Here is a 14404-nt window from a genome sequence, read left to right as displayed (position 1 = left end):
GGCCGTCCGCGTCCTGTTCTCGGGTAGCCCGCCTGTTCGTCTGGCCGTCCGCGTCCTGCTCTCGGGTCGTCTGGCCGTCCGCCCCGCTCTCGGTCGCCCGCCTGGTCGTTTGACCGTTCCCCGGTCGTCTTGACCGATCGCGACCTCGGGGAGAGAGCCTTGGCACGCTGGCGTTCAGAGGGGTCGGAGAGCCTGGCGTGACCTGCGGGTTGAAGTGCGGCCGACAGCCTTGCGGCGGGGCTACCGGTACCGGCGGGCTCCGCCAGGGCGGCCGGCCGATCAGGCCAGGAGGGCTCGCCGCAGGGCGACGATGCGCGCGGCTCCCGCCTGTCGGCTCACCTCCGCGTCGGGGATGATCAGGTCGAAACCGTGGAACGCGCCCGCGTACAGGTGGAACTCGGTCGACACGCCCGCCTGCGAGAGCCGCTGCGCGTAGAGGAGGCATTCGTCGCGGAAAACCTCGAGCTCGCCGACGTCGATGAACGCGGGAGGCAATCCTGAGAGGTCTTCGGCCCTGGCAGGAGCCGCGTACGGCGAGACGTCGTCGGTGCCTTTGCGGTCGCCGAGCAGCGACGTCCACCCGAAGACGTTGGCCGCCCTGGCCCACACCACCGCGGACTCGAACTCCAGCGTGGACGGCGTGTTGTCGCGGTCGTCGAGCATCGGGCAGACAAGGAGCTGGTAGGCGACGGCGGGGCCGCCCCTGTCCCTGGCCAGCAGCACCGTGCCGGCCGCGAGTCCGCCGCCCGCGCTGGCTCCCCCCACCGCCACGCGTGCCGGGTCGATGCCCAGCTCGGCGGCGTTCTTGGCGGTCCAGGCCAGGCCCGCGTAGCAGTCTTCGACCGGCGCGGGATCGGGGTGCTCGGGCGCCAGGCGGTAGTCGACCGAGACCACCACGCACCCGACCTCCTTCACGAACCGCCCGACGAGCGCGTCGTCGGCGTCGGGCGTACCGACGATCATTCCGCCGCCGTGGATCCAGTAGAGGCACGGCAGCGGCCCGTCGGCGGCCCCGGCGGACCGGTAGACGCGCAGCCGCACGTCGGGAGCGCCCTCGGGGCCCTGCGCCCACCGTTCCTCGATCGTGACGAGCGGATCGTCGACCGCCGTCGCCGCGTACATGGCGGCCGCCTGAGCCCGCATCTCGGGCAGGTCCTCCGCGGTGAGGGTCGACAGGTCGGGAAAGGGCATCTCGAACCGGTCGAGCGCGGCGGCGAGTTCGCGGTCGAGGTTGGGGTGGTGGGGCATCGTCTGGCACCTTCCGGTTGACGGGGCGTGCATCTCGATGGTGCGTGGCGGGCACACCCCTCACAACCGCAAGACGGCGGGGATGCGCGCCGATCTGGCCGCCGGATGGCGGGCCGCTCGCCCCGCCGACCCGCACCGCCGACCAGCTCGGGTGCCGCGGTGGCGCGGGTGGTCACGGTGATCCGCACCGCCGGGTGTGTCGGTTGGCGCGGGTGGTCACGGTGATCCGCACCGCCGGGTGTGTCGGTTGGCGCGGGCGGTCACGGCGACCCGCACCGCCGGGTGTGTCAGGTGGCGCTGGTGATCACCGCGAAGCGGGCGCCGAACGGGTCGTCGAGCGCCGCGAAGCGGCCCACCCCCTCGACCGACTCGGCCGGCATGACGACGGTGCCGCCGAGCTCCTGGGCTCGGGCCACCGCGGCGTCGCAGTCGGCGACCTCGAAGTACGGCATCCAGTGTGGACTGTCGCCGACCGCCAGCGGGACGAGGCCGCCGATGCTCGGATCGTCACCCTGCGCGGTCGAGACCACGGTGTAGTCCATGGGACCCATCGGCACGGTCGCGACCGTCCAGCCGAAGACGGCCTGGTAGAACGGCTGGACCGCGGCGGGGTCAGGCACGTGGAGCTCGACCCAGCCGAGCGAGCCCTGGTCGGTGACCAGATCGAGGCCCGGGATGTCGCCGCCCTGCCAGACGGCGAACTGCGCGCCCGCGGGGTCGGTGAAGTGGGCCATCCGTCCGGCGGTGAAGACGTCGGACGGCTCCACGCGGACGGTGCCGCCGTGCTGCTCGACGAGCTTGGCCGAGGCGTCGGCGTCGGGCGTGGCGAAGTAGGTCGTCCAGGCGGCGCCGGCCCCCTCTTCCATGAGCGGCCCCAGGGCCGCGACCGTCTTGCCGTCCAGCTGCAGGAAGCCGTAGCCGCCGCTGTCGGGGCCCGCCGGCCGGAAGGACCAGCCGAAGACACCACGGTAGAAGGCGGCGGCCTGCTGGACGTCGGGCACGCCGAGGTCTGTCCAGTTGGGCGCGCCTGGAAAGAACTGAGTGGTGAGCATGGAGCCAGCTTGGCACCGTCCGCCGACGAAAACCGGGAACGCCGGAGATCGGCGCGGTTCGCGCGCCGCGGTTGGGCGCGTTTTCCGTGCGAAACCGGGTAGGTGATCGCGGTCATGTTCCACGGAGCGGGGAGGCCGACGATGCCGCTCATCGACACCGAATGCGTCCGGCAGCTGCTGGAGTCCGCGGACCCCGACGCGACCCTGGTGTTCGTGCGGGGCGACTGCGTGGTGATGCCGGGCGACCAGATCGACGAGGCCCACCGCGGCCTGGTCATCGCCAGGCGGGCGGACCTGCGAGAGTTCGTCCCCGGAGAGCACCCCACCGAGCAGCAACTGGAGACTCTCGCGCACCGGCTCGACAACGTGGTCCGCGACCTCGGCTCCTAGACCCGCCGTCCGTAAGGCCGGCCACGCCGAGCCCACGGCCCGGCGTCGGCGCCCCCTCTTGTGTCAGCGGTGCATCGAGGTCGGCACCCCGTCTCGTTCCAACGGCGCAACCGCTCGGGCGAGGTCGGCGTCTGGTTCCGACGGCGCAACCGCTCGGGCGGGCTCGGCGTCCGATGTGGTGGCGACGGCGCAACCGCTCGGGGAGCGGCGTCAGCGTCCGGTCTCGTGCCAGCGGCGCAACCGATCCAGGATCGGCCGCAGCTCGTCCAGGTCGGGGGCGGGCCCGCCGAACCGTTCGGCGCGGACGATCGACGTGGCCAGCCGTACGGCGTCGCTCACCGGAGCCTCCGCCACCTCGACGGTGGTGGTGCGCCGCCAGAGCGGCCAGTCGAAGGCGACCACCACGCCGAGCTCGTACAGCAGCTTGACGTCGCCGGTCTCGAACACCTCGCGCCAGCGGTCGGCGGGCTGGGCGGACAGCGCGGCGACGATCTCGTGGTTGGTCGGCCCTGAGGCGTCGACGGCCTGCTCGAAGGCGGCGTGCGCGTCGTGGCCGAACAGGACGAACCGCACCTCCTCCACGCTCGTGTGCGCGGCTTTGACGGTGCAGGCGGCGATGCGGGCCGCGGAGTCGAGCGGCCAGCCGTAGATCCCCGCGGAGATGGCGGGGAAGGCCACGCTCGTCGCCCCGAGCGAGTCGGCGACCCTGAGCGACTCGCGGTAGCAGGAGGCCAGCAGCGCGGAGCGGTCCTGCTCGGCGGAGTAGACGGGACCGACCGTGTGGATCACCCAGCGCGCGGGGAGCTCGCCCGCCGTGGTGGCGACGGCCTCACCGGTCGGCAGACCGCGACCGTACCTGGAGGCGCGCAACCGGCGGCAGTCCGCGAGGATGGCGGGACCGCCGCGCCTGTGGATCGCGCCGTCGACCCCGCCGCCGCCCATCAGGGAGGAGTTGGCGGCGTTGACGACGGCGTCGACACGCTGCTCGGTGATGTCCCCCTCGACCGTGGTGACCCTCATGTGACAGAAGCCTAGAACGACATCGCGGCGGACCGGCTGTTCTCGCCGCTGACCGGCCTCGCGGCGGGGGCGTGCCAGGAGCGGGCCGACTACGAGACCGGGGTGCCCCTCGCGGCCCTCGACCCGGACGTCGATACCCGGACGTCGATGCGGCCGACCCCGCGGAGATCGGCCGCCTGGCGTGAGGGCGGGTCAGAGACCGTACTCCTCCAGCAGCCGCAGCCACACCTCGCTGACCGTCGGGAACGACGGTACGGCGTGCCACAGCATGTCGAGCGGCACCTCGGCCGTGACCGCGACCGTGGCCGCGTGCAGCATCTCGGCCACGGCGGGACCCACGAACGTGACGCCGAGCAGCACCTTGCGCTCCTCGTCGACGACGATCTTGGCGCGTCCCGTGTAGCCGTCGCCCAGCAGGGACGCGCCCGCGACCCTGCCCATGTCGTACTCGACCACGCGCACGTCGAAGCCGTCGGCGCGGGCGGCCTGCTCGGTACGGCCGACCGAGCAGACCTGCGGGTCGGTGAACACCACCTGGGGCGCGCCCTTGCCGTCGGCCAGGTCGCGCAATCCGGTGGCGTCGTCGGGCCTGCCGTGCGCGCGGGCGGCGATGACGTCGCCGCACACCCTGGCCTGGTACTTGCCCATGTGCGTGAGCAGGTTGCGGCCGTTGACGTCGCCCACGGCGTACAGCCAGTCGGAGCCAGGCACCCGCATGCTGTCGTCCACCTGGACGGGGCCCTCCCCGTCGAGCCCGAGGTCGTCGACGGCGGGTCTGCGGCCGGTGGCCACGAGCAGTTCGTCGGCCTCGATGCTCTCGCCGTCCTCCAGGTGGACGGTGACGGGGCCGCCGTCCGCGGCCCGCTCGATGCGGGTGACCTTGACGCCGAACCGCACGTCGATCCCCGCTTCGCGCATCGAGTCGGCGAGCATCCGCCCGGCGAACGGCTCGGTCCGCCCGAGCAGCCCGCCGCCGCGCACCAGCAGCGTCGTCTCGGCGGCGCCGAGGGCGTGCAGCGCCTGGGCCATCTCGCAGGCCACCACGCCGCCGCCGAGGACGACCAGGCGTGCGGGCACCTCGCGGACCGAGGTGGCGTCCCTGCTGAACCAGGGCCGCGCCTCGGCCAGCCCCGGGATGGGCGGCACGACGGGGACGCTGCCGGTGGCCAGCACCACCGCGTGCCTCGCGCGCAGCGTGGTGATCGTTCCGTCCTTGTCCTTGACCTCCACCAGGCGCTCGCCCGCGAGGCGGCCCCTCCCGCGCAGGAGCGTCGCAGGCAGCTTGGTGACCCATTCGGCCTGGCCGCTGTCGTCGAGGTAGCCGACCGCCTTGTCCCTGCTGTTCAGCACCGCTGCGACGTCGATGGGCCCGTCGAGCGCCAGCCCCGGCACCCTCGACACCTCGGCTGCCAGCTCCATCGGCCGCAGCAGTGACTTGCTGGGAATGCATGCGTAATAGGAGCATTCGCCCCCCGTGAGGTGGTCCTCGACGACGGCGCAGGACAGGCCGCCGCGCACCACCCGCCCCGCCACGTTCTCTCCCGCGGGACCTGCGCCGATCACGACCACGTCCACGTCGGTGCTCTGCATCGTCATGTTCCGACCGTACGGCCTGCGCGAAACGGGGCCGTCACCAGGTGAGGTGGACGGCCTCGGGGGAGCGGTGGATGAGGGTGGGCGACATGCGCACGTCCTCGTCGGCCAGGCGCAGGCCGGGCAGTTCGCGCATCAAAGTGCGCAAGGTGATCTGCGCCTGCTCCTTCGCCAGCTGCGAGCCAGGGCAGCCGTGCGGCCCGTGCCCGAACGACAGCTGCCTGGACGCGGGCCTGGTGATGTCGAACTCGTCGGGGCGCGCGTTGGCGTCGGCGTCCCGGCCCGCCGAGGCGAAGGAGACGAAGAGCACGTCGTCCTCGTCCAGCCGGGTGCCGCTCAGCGTCACCTTGCCGGTGACCGTGCGGCGGAAGCCCTGGACGGGCGCCTCGAACCTGAGCGCCTCGTCGATCGCCGCGGGGACCAGTTCGGGCCGCTCGCACAGCAGCTCCCACTGACGGCGGTCGCGCAGCAGGTTGAGCACCAGCGTGCCGAGCAGCGCGGTCGCGGTCAGATGCCCGGCCAGCAGCAGGTTCTGCAGGTTGGAGACGATCTCCTTGCGCTGGTCGAGTGTCAGCTCGCCGGACCCGGGCGCCAGGTCCCTGACCATCTCGGTGATCAGGTCGTCGCGCGGGTCCTCCCTGCGGGCGCGAGCGTAGCCGTCGAGCAGATGCTGCAGGGCCACGATCTCCTGTGCAGCCTTCACCTGCTCGGCCTCCGTCAGCTCGGAGAACAGCAGGCTCTCGGCCCGCTGCGCGCCGCCGATCGCGCCAGGGACGTCGGAGGGGTCGAGGCCGAGCAGGTGCCCGATCACGTCGGCGGGCAGCGGCCTGGCATAGGCTGCCATCCACTCGACCTGGCCGTCGCCCGCGAACGCGTCGATGAGCGCCTCGGCGCGCTCGGTGACGAACGGGAGGGCGGCGGCCACCCTGGTGGGAGACAAACCCCTGGTGAGCGGCCTGCGCAGGCGGCGGTGCGCCTCGCCGTCGGCGGTGAGCACCGCCTGGACGCCGCCGAGCCCCTTGACCAGCTCTGAGAGCGCGGCGCGACCGGGGAGGTAGTCGGGCTTCAGCGCGCGAGCGGAGGAGAAGTGCTCGGGCCTGCTCAGCACCTCGCGCACGTCGTCCCGCCTGCTGACCAGCCACGCGCCGAGCTCGGGCAGGAAGGTCAGGCCGCGGGTTTTGCGGGCCTCGGCGTAGACGGGATACGGATCGCGGTGGAAGGCCTCAGCGCTCACCCGCCCCATGGTCGCGGGTGGCCGCGGGCAGGACAAGATCTGAGGGCGCCCGGCTATGCCGTCACGGTGTCAGCAAACACGAAACCCCAGGCCCGAGGGCCTGGGGCGTGCTGGTGGACGATACTGGGATTGAACCAGTGACCTCTTCCGTGTCAGGGAAGCGCTCTCCCGCTGAGCTAATCGTCCGAGGTGGAGACGGGATTTGAACCCGTGTGGACGGCTTTGCAGGCCGCTGCCTCGCCTCTCGGCCACTCCACCGAGGGAGGCCCTCAGCGATGGCCTCTCCGAGCGGAAGACGGGATTCGAACCCGCGACCCTCACCTTGGCAAGGTGATGCTCTACCACTGAGCCACTTCCGCGTTGCCGCTCGTTCGCGGCGACAAGGAAACTCTAGCGGAGTTTCCGAGCACATGCGTCATCCATCGTTCCTGCGTAGCTGCCTGGCCACGCTTCGCTCGGTCGACGGCAGGGTCAGGAAGATCTCCAGAATCCTGGTCAGCCGGTGAACCTCGATCCGGTGGAAGGCGGGCCCGTCGGAGCGGGCGAGGATCAGCGTGAGCGCCAGCGGCGGCAGGGGGGCGGCGATGATGTGCACGCCCGATTCGAGAGTGGAGGCGACCGGCCTGGGCGGGGTGGCCTCGGGCAGCGGGACATGCTCGGGCGCGCGCCAGCTGGCGTAGACGAGGGAGCGCGGGTCCCTGTCGGTGCCGGCGGCCGCCCAGTCGGCGCTGAACAGCACCGGCATGGAGTCGATCAGCGTGGACAGCGCCCTGTCGCCCGCCGTGGTGATGTACTTGAGAATCTCGAGCTCAGGGTAGGTGCCGGGGGCCTCCCGCGTGGTCCAGACCCCTTCCACGGTGACACCCTGCACGCTCGCCAGGCTCTTGGCGAGCGTCTCCTTCGAGGTGCTGTCGGGACAGAAGAGCGTGAAGTCGTCCAGCGCCCTTCCCGCGCCCCGCTCCAGCACGGTGACCTGGGTGATGTCGGCTCCTGCCGCACCGAGCGCGCGGGTGACCTGGCCGAGGGCGCCTGGCCTGTCGGGCAGCGCGATGCGCAGTCGCAGAAGCATCCATGGCCTCCCGATGTCGCAGGTCGATCCCCTGTCACACCCTATCCGCGAATAACGCTCACGGGTCCTGGTGCGCTAGAACTTAACAAACCGACCGTCGACGCATTCGCAGGAAGCGAGGGTGGCGTTCCGCCATGAAGATCGGGCCGCTCGAGGTGTGGCCGCCGGTGGTGCTCGCACCGATGGCGGGGATCACCAACGCTCCGTTCAGGGTGCTCTGCCGGGAGCAGGGGGCGGGGCTGTTCGTGTGCGAGATGATCACCACCAGGGCACTGGTGGAGCGCAACCCCAAGACCATGCGGATGATCAGGTTCGCCGACTCCGAGCGGCCGAGGAGCATCCAGCTCTACGGCGTCGACCCCGAGATCGTCGGCAGGGCCGTGAAGATGATCGCCGAGGAGGACCTGGCCGACCACGTCGACCTCAACTTCGGCTGCCCGGTGCCCAAGGTGACGCGCAGGGGTGGCGGGTCGGCGCTGCCGTACAAGAGGAACCTGCTGCGGCGGATCCTGCGCGCCGCGGTGGGCAACGCGGGCGCGCTGCCCGTGACGATGAAGATGCGCAAGGGCATCGACGACGACCACCTCACCTACCTCGACGCGGGCAGGATCGCGGTGGAGGAGGGCGTGGCCGCCATCGCGCTGCACGGCCGCACGGCGAGGCAGCACTACGGCGGCGTCGCCGACTGGGAGGCGATCAGGCGGCTGAAGGAGGCCGTCACCGACATCCCCGTGCTCGGCAACGGCGACATCTGGAGCGCCGACGACGCTGTGCGCATGGTGGCCGAGACCGGCTGCGACGGGGTCGTCGTGGGGCGCGGCTGCCTCGGCCGTCCCTGGCTGTTCAAGGACCTGGAGAACGCCTTCGACGGCAGCGCCGAACGGGCCAGGCCGACCCTCGGAGAGGTCGCGGACACCATGGCCAGGCACGCCGAGGGCCTCACCGAGTGCTTCGACATCGAGCGCTACGCGATCGCCGACTTCCGCAAGCACGTCGGCTGGTACCTCAAGGGCTTCACCGTCGGCGCTGACCTGCGGCGCGAACTCGCCACGGCCGAGTCGCTCGACGGGCTCAGCTCGAGCCTGGCCAGGCTCGAGCGCGACCAGCCGTGGCCGCCCAACACCGACACCCCGCGCGGCAAGTCGGGCGAGCGCGACCGGGTTCACCTGCCCGACGGCTGGCTCGACGACCCCTACGACTGCGTGGTGCCGCAGGACGCGGAGTCCGACATCTCAGGCGGCTGACCGCCCGGGCGAGATCGCCGTCAAAGATCTCTTGACTTTTGGTCGGTGCGCGTGGGTAACGTGCCCAGCGTGAGCGCCTCTGCAGCCGAGGACCTGATCGCCGAATTCGACGCCGAGCGGCCCGTCCGCAAGCTGAGCGGTCGTGTCTCGGCGCTTGTGACGATCATCGCGCTCGGGCTCGCGCTCTACGTGCTGTGGTGGACCTTCTTCCCCGGCGCGGTCCAGCCGTACCGGATCGGATTCCTCGCGGTCGTGCTGCCGCTGGCGTTCATCTGCTTCGGCCGCGACAAGGAGCGGCCCTCGATCCTCGACTGGGTGCTCGCGGCGCTCGCGCTGGTGGCCTGCCTCTACCCGCTGGTGGTGTTCGACGAGTTCATCAGGCGTGCGTTCGACCCGACGACGCTCGACGTCCTCGCCGGCCTGGCGATCACGGTGCTGGTGCTCGAGGCGGCGCGCAGGACCGTCGGCTGGATCCTGCCCGCGGTCTGCCTGATCTTCATCGCCTACGCCTACTGGGGAGGCTGGATCCCGATCGGCTGGTCGATCGGGCACAGGGGCTACGACATCGACCGCGTCGTCGTCGCCTTCACGATGGGCACCGAGGGCATCTACGGCGTGCCGCTCGACGTGGCCGCCACCTACATCATCCTGTTCACGATCTACGGCGCGGTCCTCGACCACTCGGGCGCGGGCAAGTTCTTCGTCGACGTCTCGCTGGCCGCCTTCCGCAGGTCACGCTCGGCTCCCGGCCGTACGGTGACCATGGCGGGCTTCCTGCTCGGCACGGTCAGCGGCTCCGGTGTGGCGACCACGGTCAGCGTCGGCAGCGTCGCCTGGCCGATACTCAAGCGCGCCGGCTACCCGAGGGAGCAGGCCGGAGGCGTGCTGGCCGCCTCCGGCATCGGCGCGATCCTGTCGCCGCCCACGCTGGGCGCGGCGGCCTTCATCATCGCCGAGTACCTGAGGGTCAGCTACCTCCAGGTGCTGCTCTACGCCACCATCCCGACCGTCCTCTACTACCTGGGCATCTTCCTGGCGATCGAGATGGACGCCAGGAAGTACGGCACGCGGGCCGTCGCCGTCGACGCGCCCAGGTTGTGGCCCCTGGTCAGACGGTACGGCTACCACTTCAGCTCCCTGTTCGTGATCATCATTCTGATGGCGCTCGGCCAGTCGCCGTTCCGCGCCGTGGTCTACGCGACGCTGCTGGCGTTCGCGCTGTCGTTCCTCGACCCCGAGCACAAGCTCACCCCGCGCAGAGCGGCCGAGGCGCTGGCGGCGGGGGTCAAGGGCGTGCTGCCCGTCGCGGCCACCTGCGCGGCGGCCGGCACGATCGTCGCGGTCGTCACGCTGACCGGGCTCGGGCTGAAGGTCAGCTCGCTCATCGTGGGCCTGTCGGGCGGCAACCTGATCGCCACGGCCGTGCTGTGCGCGGTGGCGGTGCTGCTGCTCGGCCTGGCCGTCCCGGTGACGGCGTCGTTCGTGATCGCGGCCGTCATCATCGGGCCCGCGCTGACCAAGCTCGGCGTGAGCTCCCCCGAGGCCTACATGTTCATCTTCTACTACGCGGTGCTGTCGGAGGTGAGCCCGCCGACCGCGCTGTCGGCCTTCGCCGCCTCGGCGATCACAGGGGGCAACGCCTACCGCACCATGATGGCCACGTGGAAGTACTCCCTGCCGGCCTTCCTCGTACCGTTCGCGTTCGTGCTGACCCCGGCTGGAGGCGCGCTTCTGGGGCAGGGGAGTCCGTGGCAGATCGCCTGGACGTTCGCCGCGTCGGCGTTGGCGGTCGTGGCGCTCGCGGTGGCCACGGGCGGTCTTGCGGGTCCCGTCGAGCGGGTCCTGTGCGGGGCGGCGGCACTGCTGCTCCTGGTGCTGTCGCCCGTGCCGATCGCGATCGGCGCAGGTCTCGTTCTGCTGGCGCTCGCCGTACACCTAGTGAGGAGACGCACATGAGGTTGTTGTCCGTGGTGTTCCTGGCGGTGGTCGTGGCCGTGGCCGGCTGCGGAGGTGACAGGGGCGCCGAACGAGCGGAGCAGACAGGGGGCGGCGGGAAGCGGCTGTCGATCGCGACAGGCAACACCACCGGCGTCTACTACATCATGGGCGGCGGCCTGGCCGACCTCATCAGCAAGAACCTGCCCGGCTACGAGGCCACGGCCGAGGCGACCGGCGCGTCGGTGGAGAACATCCAGCGCGTGGTCAAGGGCGACTCCGACCTGGGCTTCACCCTCGCCGACTCCGCGGCCGACGCGGTGCAGGGCAAGGGCGCCTTCTCCTCCGCGCAGCCGATCAGGGCGCTGGCCCGCCTCTACAACAACTACACCCAGGTCGTGGCCTCCGCCGAATCGGGGGTGAAGAGCATCGCCGACCTCAAGGGCAAGCGGGTCTCCACCGGCTCACCCAACTCGGGCACCGAGGTGATCTCGCTGCGCCTGCTCAAGGCGGCGGGTCTCGACCCCGACAAGGACGTCACCCGCCAGGCGCTCGGCCTGCCCGAGAGCGTCGACGCCCTGAAGACGGGCGGGCTCGACGCGCTGATCTGGTCCGGCGGCCTGCCCACGCCCGGCATCACCGACCTGACGACGACCATGAAGGAGAAGGCGGTCTTCGTGCCGCTGGACGACGTGCTGCCCAAGCTGCAGGCCGAGCACGGGCAGGTCTACTCGGCGGGCAGCATCGGCAAGGACGTCTACCAGGCGCCCGCCGACGTGGCCACGGTCGTGGTGCCCAACCTGCTGGTGGTCAACGAGAAGATGGATCCCGCCCTGGCCGAGAGCATCACGAAACTGATCTTCGATCACCACGCCGACCTGGTCGCGGTCTCGAAGGCGGCCACGGAGATCACCAAGGAGACGGCCGTGAAGACCGAGCCCGTCCTGCTGCACGACGGGGCGAAGAAGTACTTCGGGTCGTAGGCCCCTCAGGGGTGGGCAGGGCCGGATCGGCCACCGCGCGATCCGGCCGCCGCCCCTGTCACAGGTCGACCTGCCCGCCGCTGCGCCAGTAGACGTTGGCCTCCCTGCTCAGCAGGTCCGCCTCGACCAGGTAGCGCCGCAGCGCCGAGAAATCGTGGTGGAAGGCGCGCAGCACCACGTTCACGTCCTTCTCGGAGTAGCGGACGCCAGGCTCGAACAGCCTGGCGATGTGGTGCAGCACCACCAGCCGCTTCTCGTGCTTGGCGGGGATCTCCTTCAGCCGCCCGTCCACCAGGAAGGCCTGCAGGACCCGCTCCTCCTGCGTCAACGCCCGCGGCGGCGGGGCCGCCGCCTTCAACAGCTCGCGGAACCGCTCGGGCCGCGCGGCCCAGGTCCCGTCCTGCCTCCGTACGGCCAGGCCGCCCCGCTCCAGCCGTTCGAGGACGTCCTCGCCCGCCTCCGGCCGCTCGCCCAGCACCAGGGCGGCGAAGGCGCGCAACGTCGTGTCCTGGTGGAGGAGCCCGAGGACTCGCCGGATCTCTTCGTCGCTCATGCGGCTATTTTGAACCATTGGATCACCTCGAGCGTCTGATCCAGCGTGATGACCAACCTCCTGCTCGCCGGCGCCCTCGCGTTAGCCGCCGCGCCCGCCGACACCATCCCCAAGGGGTTCCTCCTCTGGGAGAGGGCCGCGGCCAAGAAGGACGACAACCCCGAGACGAACTGGGCCGTCAACAGGCGGATCACGGCCAGGCTGACGGTGAACCCGTGCGACAAGAACGCGCTCGCCTCGGCGGGACGCGTCGCGGCCCGCACGATCGTCTACACCTCGGTCCCCGACTTCCAGAAGTCCGAGCAGGTGATCCTCTACTCGAGCGGGGACCAGGCGACCCAGGCGCTGGCCGAGCTCAAGGCGGCGCTGCGGACCTGCGCCTCGGCGAAGACCGGGGGGTTCGCGTACAGGTACTCGGCCAAGCCGGTCACACTCGGTGACGAGGCGCTGGCCGTGACAGGGCAGAACTACGCGGGGCGCAAGCCGGCGATCGGCGGAGAGCGCGCGATCGTCTCGCGCAAGGGCAACGCCCTGATCCTGTACTCGCAGGCGGGTGAGTGGGGCAAGCCGGCGAAGGCGGACTTCACGGCACAGACCAGGGACGCGACGACGATGCTCGGGAAGATCTGCGCGATCGCGTCCTGCTGATTGTCACGAGCTTGAGACAAGATCATGACACGATCGCAGTGTCGTGACAGGGATCCTTGGGGGGAGACGTGTGCCGGGGCGCCCTTGCCAGTCCGTTCCGGCACACGTTCAGCTGTTTCCGCGTGCCCATCCGCTGCTGTCACGCCGTCGATGATCGATCCGGCGCCGGCGGATGTGGCCTCGCCACCGGCGCCGCGCCCGGACGCGTTCAGGGCAGGCGGCCCGCCGTACCCGCGTGGAAGACGCGGTCGCGGGCGAGGGAGAGGGCGAACTCCACCGCGCCCGCTCGGACGGCGTTGCCCGTGACGGCGCTCGGCACCAGCTCGACGGGAGCCTCGCACCGCGTGAGCCGGTCGGCCACGAGCCGGTGGAGCTCGATCCCTCCCGCCCGGAGCAGCGGGCCGCCGAGGACCACCAGGCCAGGATCGAGGACGCCGACGAGGCCGGTGACGGCCGCCGCCAGGCGGGCGGCGAGCTCGCCGAGGAGCGCGGCGTTCCCCCCGGCCAGCGCACGGGCCGCGATCTCGACGGCGCTCCCGCCTTCCACCCGCGTGCCGTGGACGCGGGTCAGCTCGCTCACCGCGGCCGCGTTCAGGAGCGTGCCGAGAGGGCGGCCGCCGGGAGTGAGGATCGAGCCGACCTCGCCGCCGCGGCCCGAGGCGCCGCGCCAGAGCCTGCCGTTCAGCACGACGCCCGAGCCGAGGCCCTGACCGAGCCAGAGCAGGGCGAAGGTGTCCCTGCCTTGGGCCGCGCCCGCGGCCTGCTCCTCCAGAGCGACCAGGTTGACGTCATTCTCCATGCGGACGCGGGGGTTGCCCAGCAGGTCGCGCAGCGGGCCGAGATCGTGCACCCCGCGCGGCGCGGGCTCCCGTGCGGCGACGTCGAGGCGGTCGCCGCCGCCGTCGACGATGCCGGGCATGCCGATCACGATCTGCTCGAGATCGGCCGCCGCCAGCCCCGCGCCGGCCGCCGTCTGCCTGAGCGCCCTGGCGAGCGTGGCGACGGGGTCGGCCTCGGCCGGGATCGCGGTCGTGTGCTCGGCGACCAGATGGCCCTCGAGATCGGCCACCGCCACGTCGAGACCGCAGGAGGTGACGTCGACGCCTGCCACGTGCGCCGCGGACCCCTCCAACGCCCACATCTGCGCGGCGGGGCCCGCGCTGCCGGGTTTGCGGCCGCCTTTGCGCACCAGACCCGCCCCCTCCAGCCGGCGCAGCACCTCGGCGGCGGCGGCCTTCGACAGCCCGGTCCTGGACTCCAGCTCGCCCCTGGTCAACGGGCCCTCACCGAGCAGGAGCTCGAGGGCGGCGCGCTCGTTGAGCGTCCGCAGCACGCGCGGGCTGCCCGACGTCATGACCGTCCTCTCCCGCTCCGTCGATCGATCCGCGGCCGCCCAGGCGGCGGCGGACGCGGCCGCCCGCGCCCGTGGGCGGGG

General features: G+C 71.6%; 13 protein-coding genes, 3 tRNA genes and 1 pseudogene. 5 read left to right on the top strand and 12 right to left on the bottom strand.

Translation table 11 applies throughout. From position 1 onward, the window contains the following. Positions 1-279: 279 nt before the first annotated feature. A complete protein-coding gene (locus tag ACFSKW_RS11070; protein ID WP_379571888.1) occupies positions 280-1248 on the bottom strand; it encodes an alpha/beta hydrolase in 969 nt (322 codons plus the stop codon). Positions 1249-1535: 287 nt separating this feature from the next. Continuing rightward, entirely contained in the window at positions 1536-2300 is a 765-nt protein-coding gene (locus ACFSKW_RS11065) for a VOC family protein (protein WP_379571886.1), read from the bottom strand. A 141-nt stretch (positions 2301-2441) separates the two neighbouring features. Between ACFSKW_RS11065 and ACFSKW_RS11060 the strand changes: the two genes are divergently transcribed. Then, complete coding sequence (locus tag ACFSKW_RS11060; protein WP_379571884.1) at positions 2442-2690, top strand: hypothetical protein; 249 nt, start codon at positions 2442-2444, stop codon at positions 2688-2690. Between the two features lie 210 nt (positions 2691-2900). On the opposite strand, the gene ACFSKW_RS11055 is transcribed toward ACFSKW_RS11060, so the two are convergent. From ACFSKW_RS11055 to ACFSKW_RS11020, 8 genes and pseudogenes are all read right to left on the bottom strand, one after another. Continuing rightward, complete coding sequence (locus ACFSKW_RS11055; RefSeq protein WP_379572105.1) at positions 2901-3137, bottom strand: DUF6508 domain-containing protein; 237 nt, start codon at positions 3135-3137, stop codon at positions 2901-2903. A gap of 66 nt (positions 3138-3203) precedes the next feature. Continuing rightward, positions 3204-3710: pseudogene (locus tag ACFSKW_RS11050) on the bottom strand (O-acetyl-ADP-ribose deacetylase); the annotation flags it as partial. 192 nt (positions 3711-3902) lie between these two features. After that, a complete protein-coding gene (locus tag ACFSKW_RS11045; RefSeq protein WP_379571882.1) occupies positions 3903-5306 on the bottom strand; it encodes a dihydrolipoyl dehydrogenase family protein in 1404 nt (467 codons plus the stop codon). A gap of 34 nt (positions 5307-5340) precedes the next feature. Further along, the gene (locus ACFSKW_RS11040) at positions 5341-6537 is read right to left on the bottom strand and encodes a cytochrome P450 (protein ID WP_379571880.1); all 1197 of its coding nucleotides are present in this window, start codon (positions 6535-6537) and stop codon (positions 5341-5343) included. 111 nt (positions 6538-6648) lie between these two features. Then, positions 6649-6723: transfer RNA gene (locus tag ACFSKW_RS11035), tRNA-Val, on the bottom strand. A 1-nt stretch (position 6724) separates the two neighbouring features. After that, positions 6725-6795: transfer RNA gene (locus tag ACFSKW_RS11030), tRNA-Cys, on the bottom strand. A 29-nt stretch (positions 6796-6824) separates the two neighbouring features. Beyond that, positions 6825-6896, bottom strand: a tRNA-Gly gene (locus tag ACFSKW_RS11025). Positions 6897-6952: 56 nt separating this feature from the next. After that, on the bottom strand, positions 6953-7606 hold the full coding sequence (locus tag ACFSKW_RS11020; RefSeq protein ID WP_379571878.1) for an ACT domain-containing protein: 654 nt from the start codon (positions 7604-7606) through the stop codon (positions 6953-6955). A 134-nt stretch (positions 7607-7740) separates the two neighbouring features. On the opposite strand from ACFSKW_RS11020, the gene dusB reads away from it, so the two are divergent. The 3 genes from dusB to ACFSKW_RS11005 all read left to right on the top strand — a co-directional run bounded on the left by dusB (position 7741) and on the right by ACFSKW_RS11005 (position 11768). Then, the gene (dusB, locus tag ACFSKW_RS11015) at positions 7741-8850 is read left to right on the top strand and encodes a tRNA dihydrouridine synthase DusB (protein WP_379571876.1); all 1110 of its coding nucleotides are present in this window, start codon (positions 7741-7743) and stop codon (positions 8848-8850) included. Between the two features lie 69 nt (positions 8851-8919). Further along, on the top strand, positions 8920-10806 hold the full coding sequence (locus tag ACFSKW_RS11010; RefSeq protein ID WP_379571874.1) for a TRAP transporter permease: 1887 nt from the start codon (positions 8920-8922) through the stop codon (positions 10804-10806). Continuing rightward, complete coding sequence (locus ACFSKW_RS11005) at positions 10803-11768, top strand: TAXI family TRAP transporter solute-binding subunit (RefSeq protein WP_379571872.1); 966 nt, start codon at positions 10803-10805, stop codon at positions 11766-11768. The genes ACFSKW_RS11010 and ACFSKW_RS11005 overlap by 4 nt, the downstream gene beginning before the upstream one ends. Before the next feature lie 58 nt (positions 11769-11826). Here the strand turns inward: ACFSKW_RS11005 and ACFSKW_RS11000 are convergent, their stop codons facing one another. Beyond that, entirely contained in the window at positions 11827-12321 is a 495-nt protein-coding gene (locus tag ACFSKW_RS11000; RefSeq protein ID WP_379571870.1) for a DUF2087 domain-containing protein, read from the bottom strand. A 48-nt stretch (positions 12322-12369) separates the two neighbouring features. On the opposite strand from ACFSKW_RS11000, the gene ACFSKW_RS10995 reads away from it, so the two are divergent. After that, entirely contained in the window at positions 12370-12969 is a 600-nt protein-coding gene (locus ACFSKW_RS10995; RefSeq protein WP_379571868.1) for a hypothetical protein, read from the top strand. Positions 12970-13177: 208 nt separating this feature from the next. On the opposite strand, the gene ACFSKW_RS10990 is transcribed toward ACFSKW_RS10995, so the two are convergent. Further along, positions 13178-14323, bottom strand: coding sequence for an ROK family protein (locus ACFSKW_RS10990; RefSeq protein ID WP_379571866.1), 1146 nt, complete (start codon positions 14321-14323; stop codon positions 13178-13180). Between the last annotated feature and the right edge of the window lie 81 nt (positions 14324-14404).

Source organism: Nonomuraea mangrovi, from assembly GCF_042681425.1.
In the GTDB taxonomy this organism is placed as follows: Bacteria; Actinomycetota; Actinomycetes; order Streptosporangiales; family Streptosporangiaceae; genus Nonomuraea; species Nonomuraea mangrovi.
Note: the sequence above shows the minus strand (reverse complement) of the source record. Positions and strands in the feature narration are given on the sequence as shown.

What these genes read in the sequence shown, in the direction of transcription:
- ACFSKW_RS11070 (WP_379571888.1), bottom strand. Translation starts at nt 1,248, where the DNA reads ATGCCCCACCACCCCAACCTCGACCGCGAACTCGCCGCCGCGCTCGAC.
- ACFSKW_RS11065 (WP_379571886.1), bottom strand. Translation starts at nt 2,300, where the DNA reads ATGCTCACCACTCAGTTCTTTCCAGGCGCGCCCAACTGGACAGACCTC.
- ACFSKW_RS11060 (WP_379571884.1), top strand. Translation starts at nt 2,442, where the DNA reads ATGCCGCTCATCGACACCGAATGCGTCCGGCAGCTGCTGGAGTCCGCG.
- ACFSKW_RS11045 (WP_379571882.1), bottom strand. Translation starts at nt 5,306, where the DNA reads ATGACGATGCAGAGCACCGACGTGGACGTGGTCGTGATCGGCGCAGGT.
- ACFSKW_RS11020 (WP_379571878.1), bottom strand. Translation starts at nt 7,606, where the DNA reads ATGCTTCTGCGACTGCGCATCGCGCTGCCCGACAGGCCAGGCGCCCTC.
- dusB (WP_379571876.1), top strand. Translation starts at nt 7,741, where the DNA reads ATGAAGATCGGGCCGCTCGAGGTGTGGCCGCCGGTGGTGCTCGCACCG.
- ACFSKW_RS11005 (WP_379571872.1), top strand. Translation starts at nt 10,803, where the DNA reads ATGAGGTTGTTGTCCGTGGTGTTCCTGGCGGTGGTCGTGGCCGTGGCC.
- ACFSKW_RS11000 (WP_379571870.1), bottom strand. Translation starts at nt 12,321, where the DNA reads ATGAGCGACGAAGAGATCCGGCGAGTCCTCGGGCTCCTCCACCAGGAC.
- ACFSKW_RS10995 (WP_379571868.1), top strand. Translation starts at nt 12,370, where the DNA reads ATGACCAACCTCCTGCTCGCCGGCGCCCTCGCGTTAGCCGCCGCGCCC.
- ACFSKW_RS10990 (WP_379571866.1), bottom strand. Translation starts at nt 14,323, where the DNA reads ATGACGTCGGGCAGCCCGCGCGTGCTGCGGACGCTCAACGAGCGCGCC.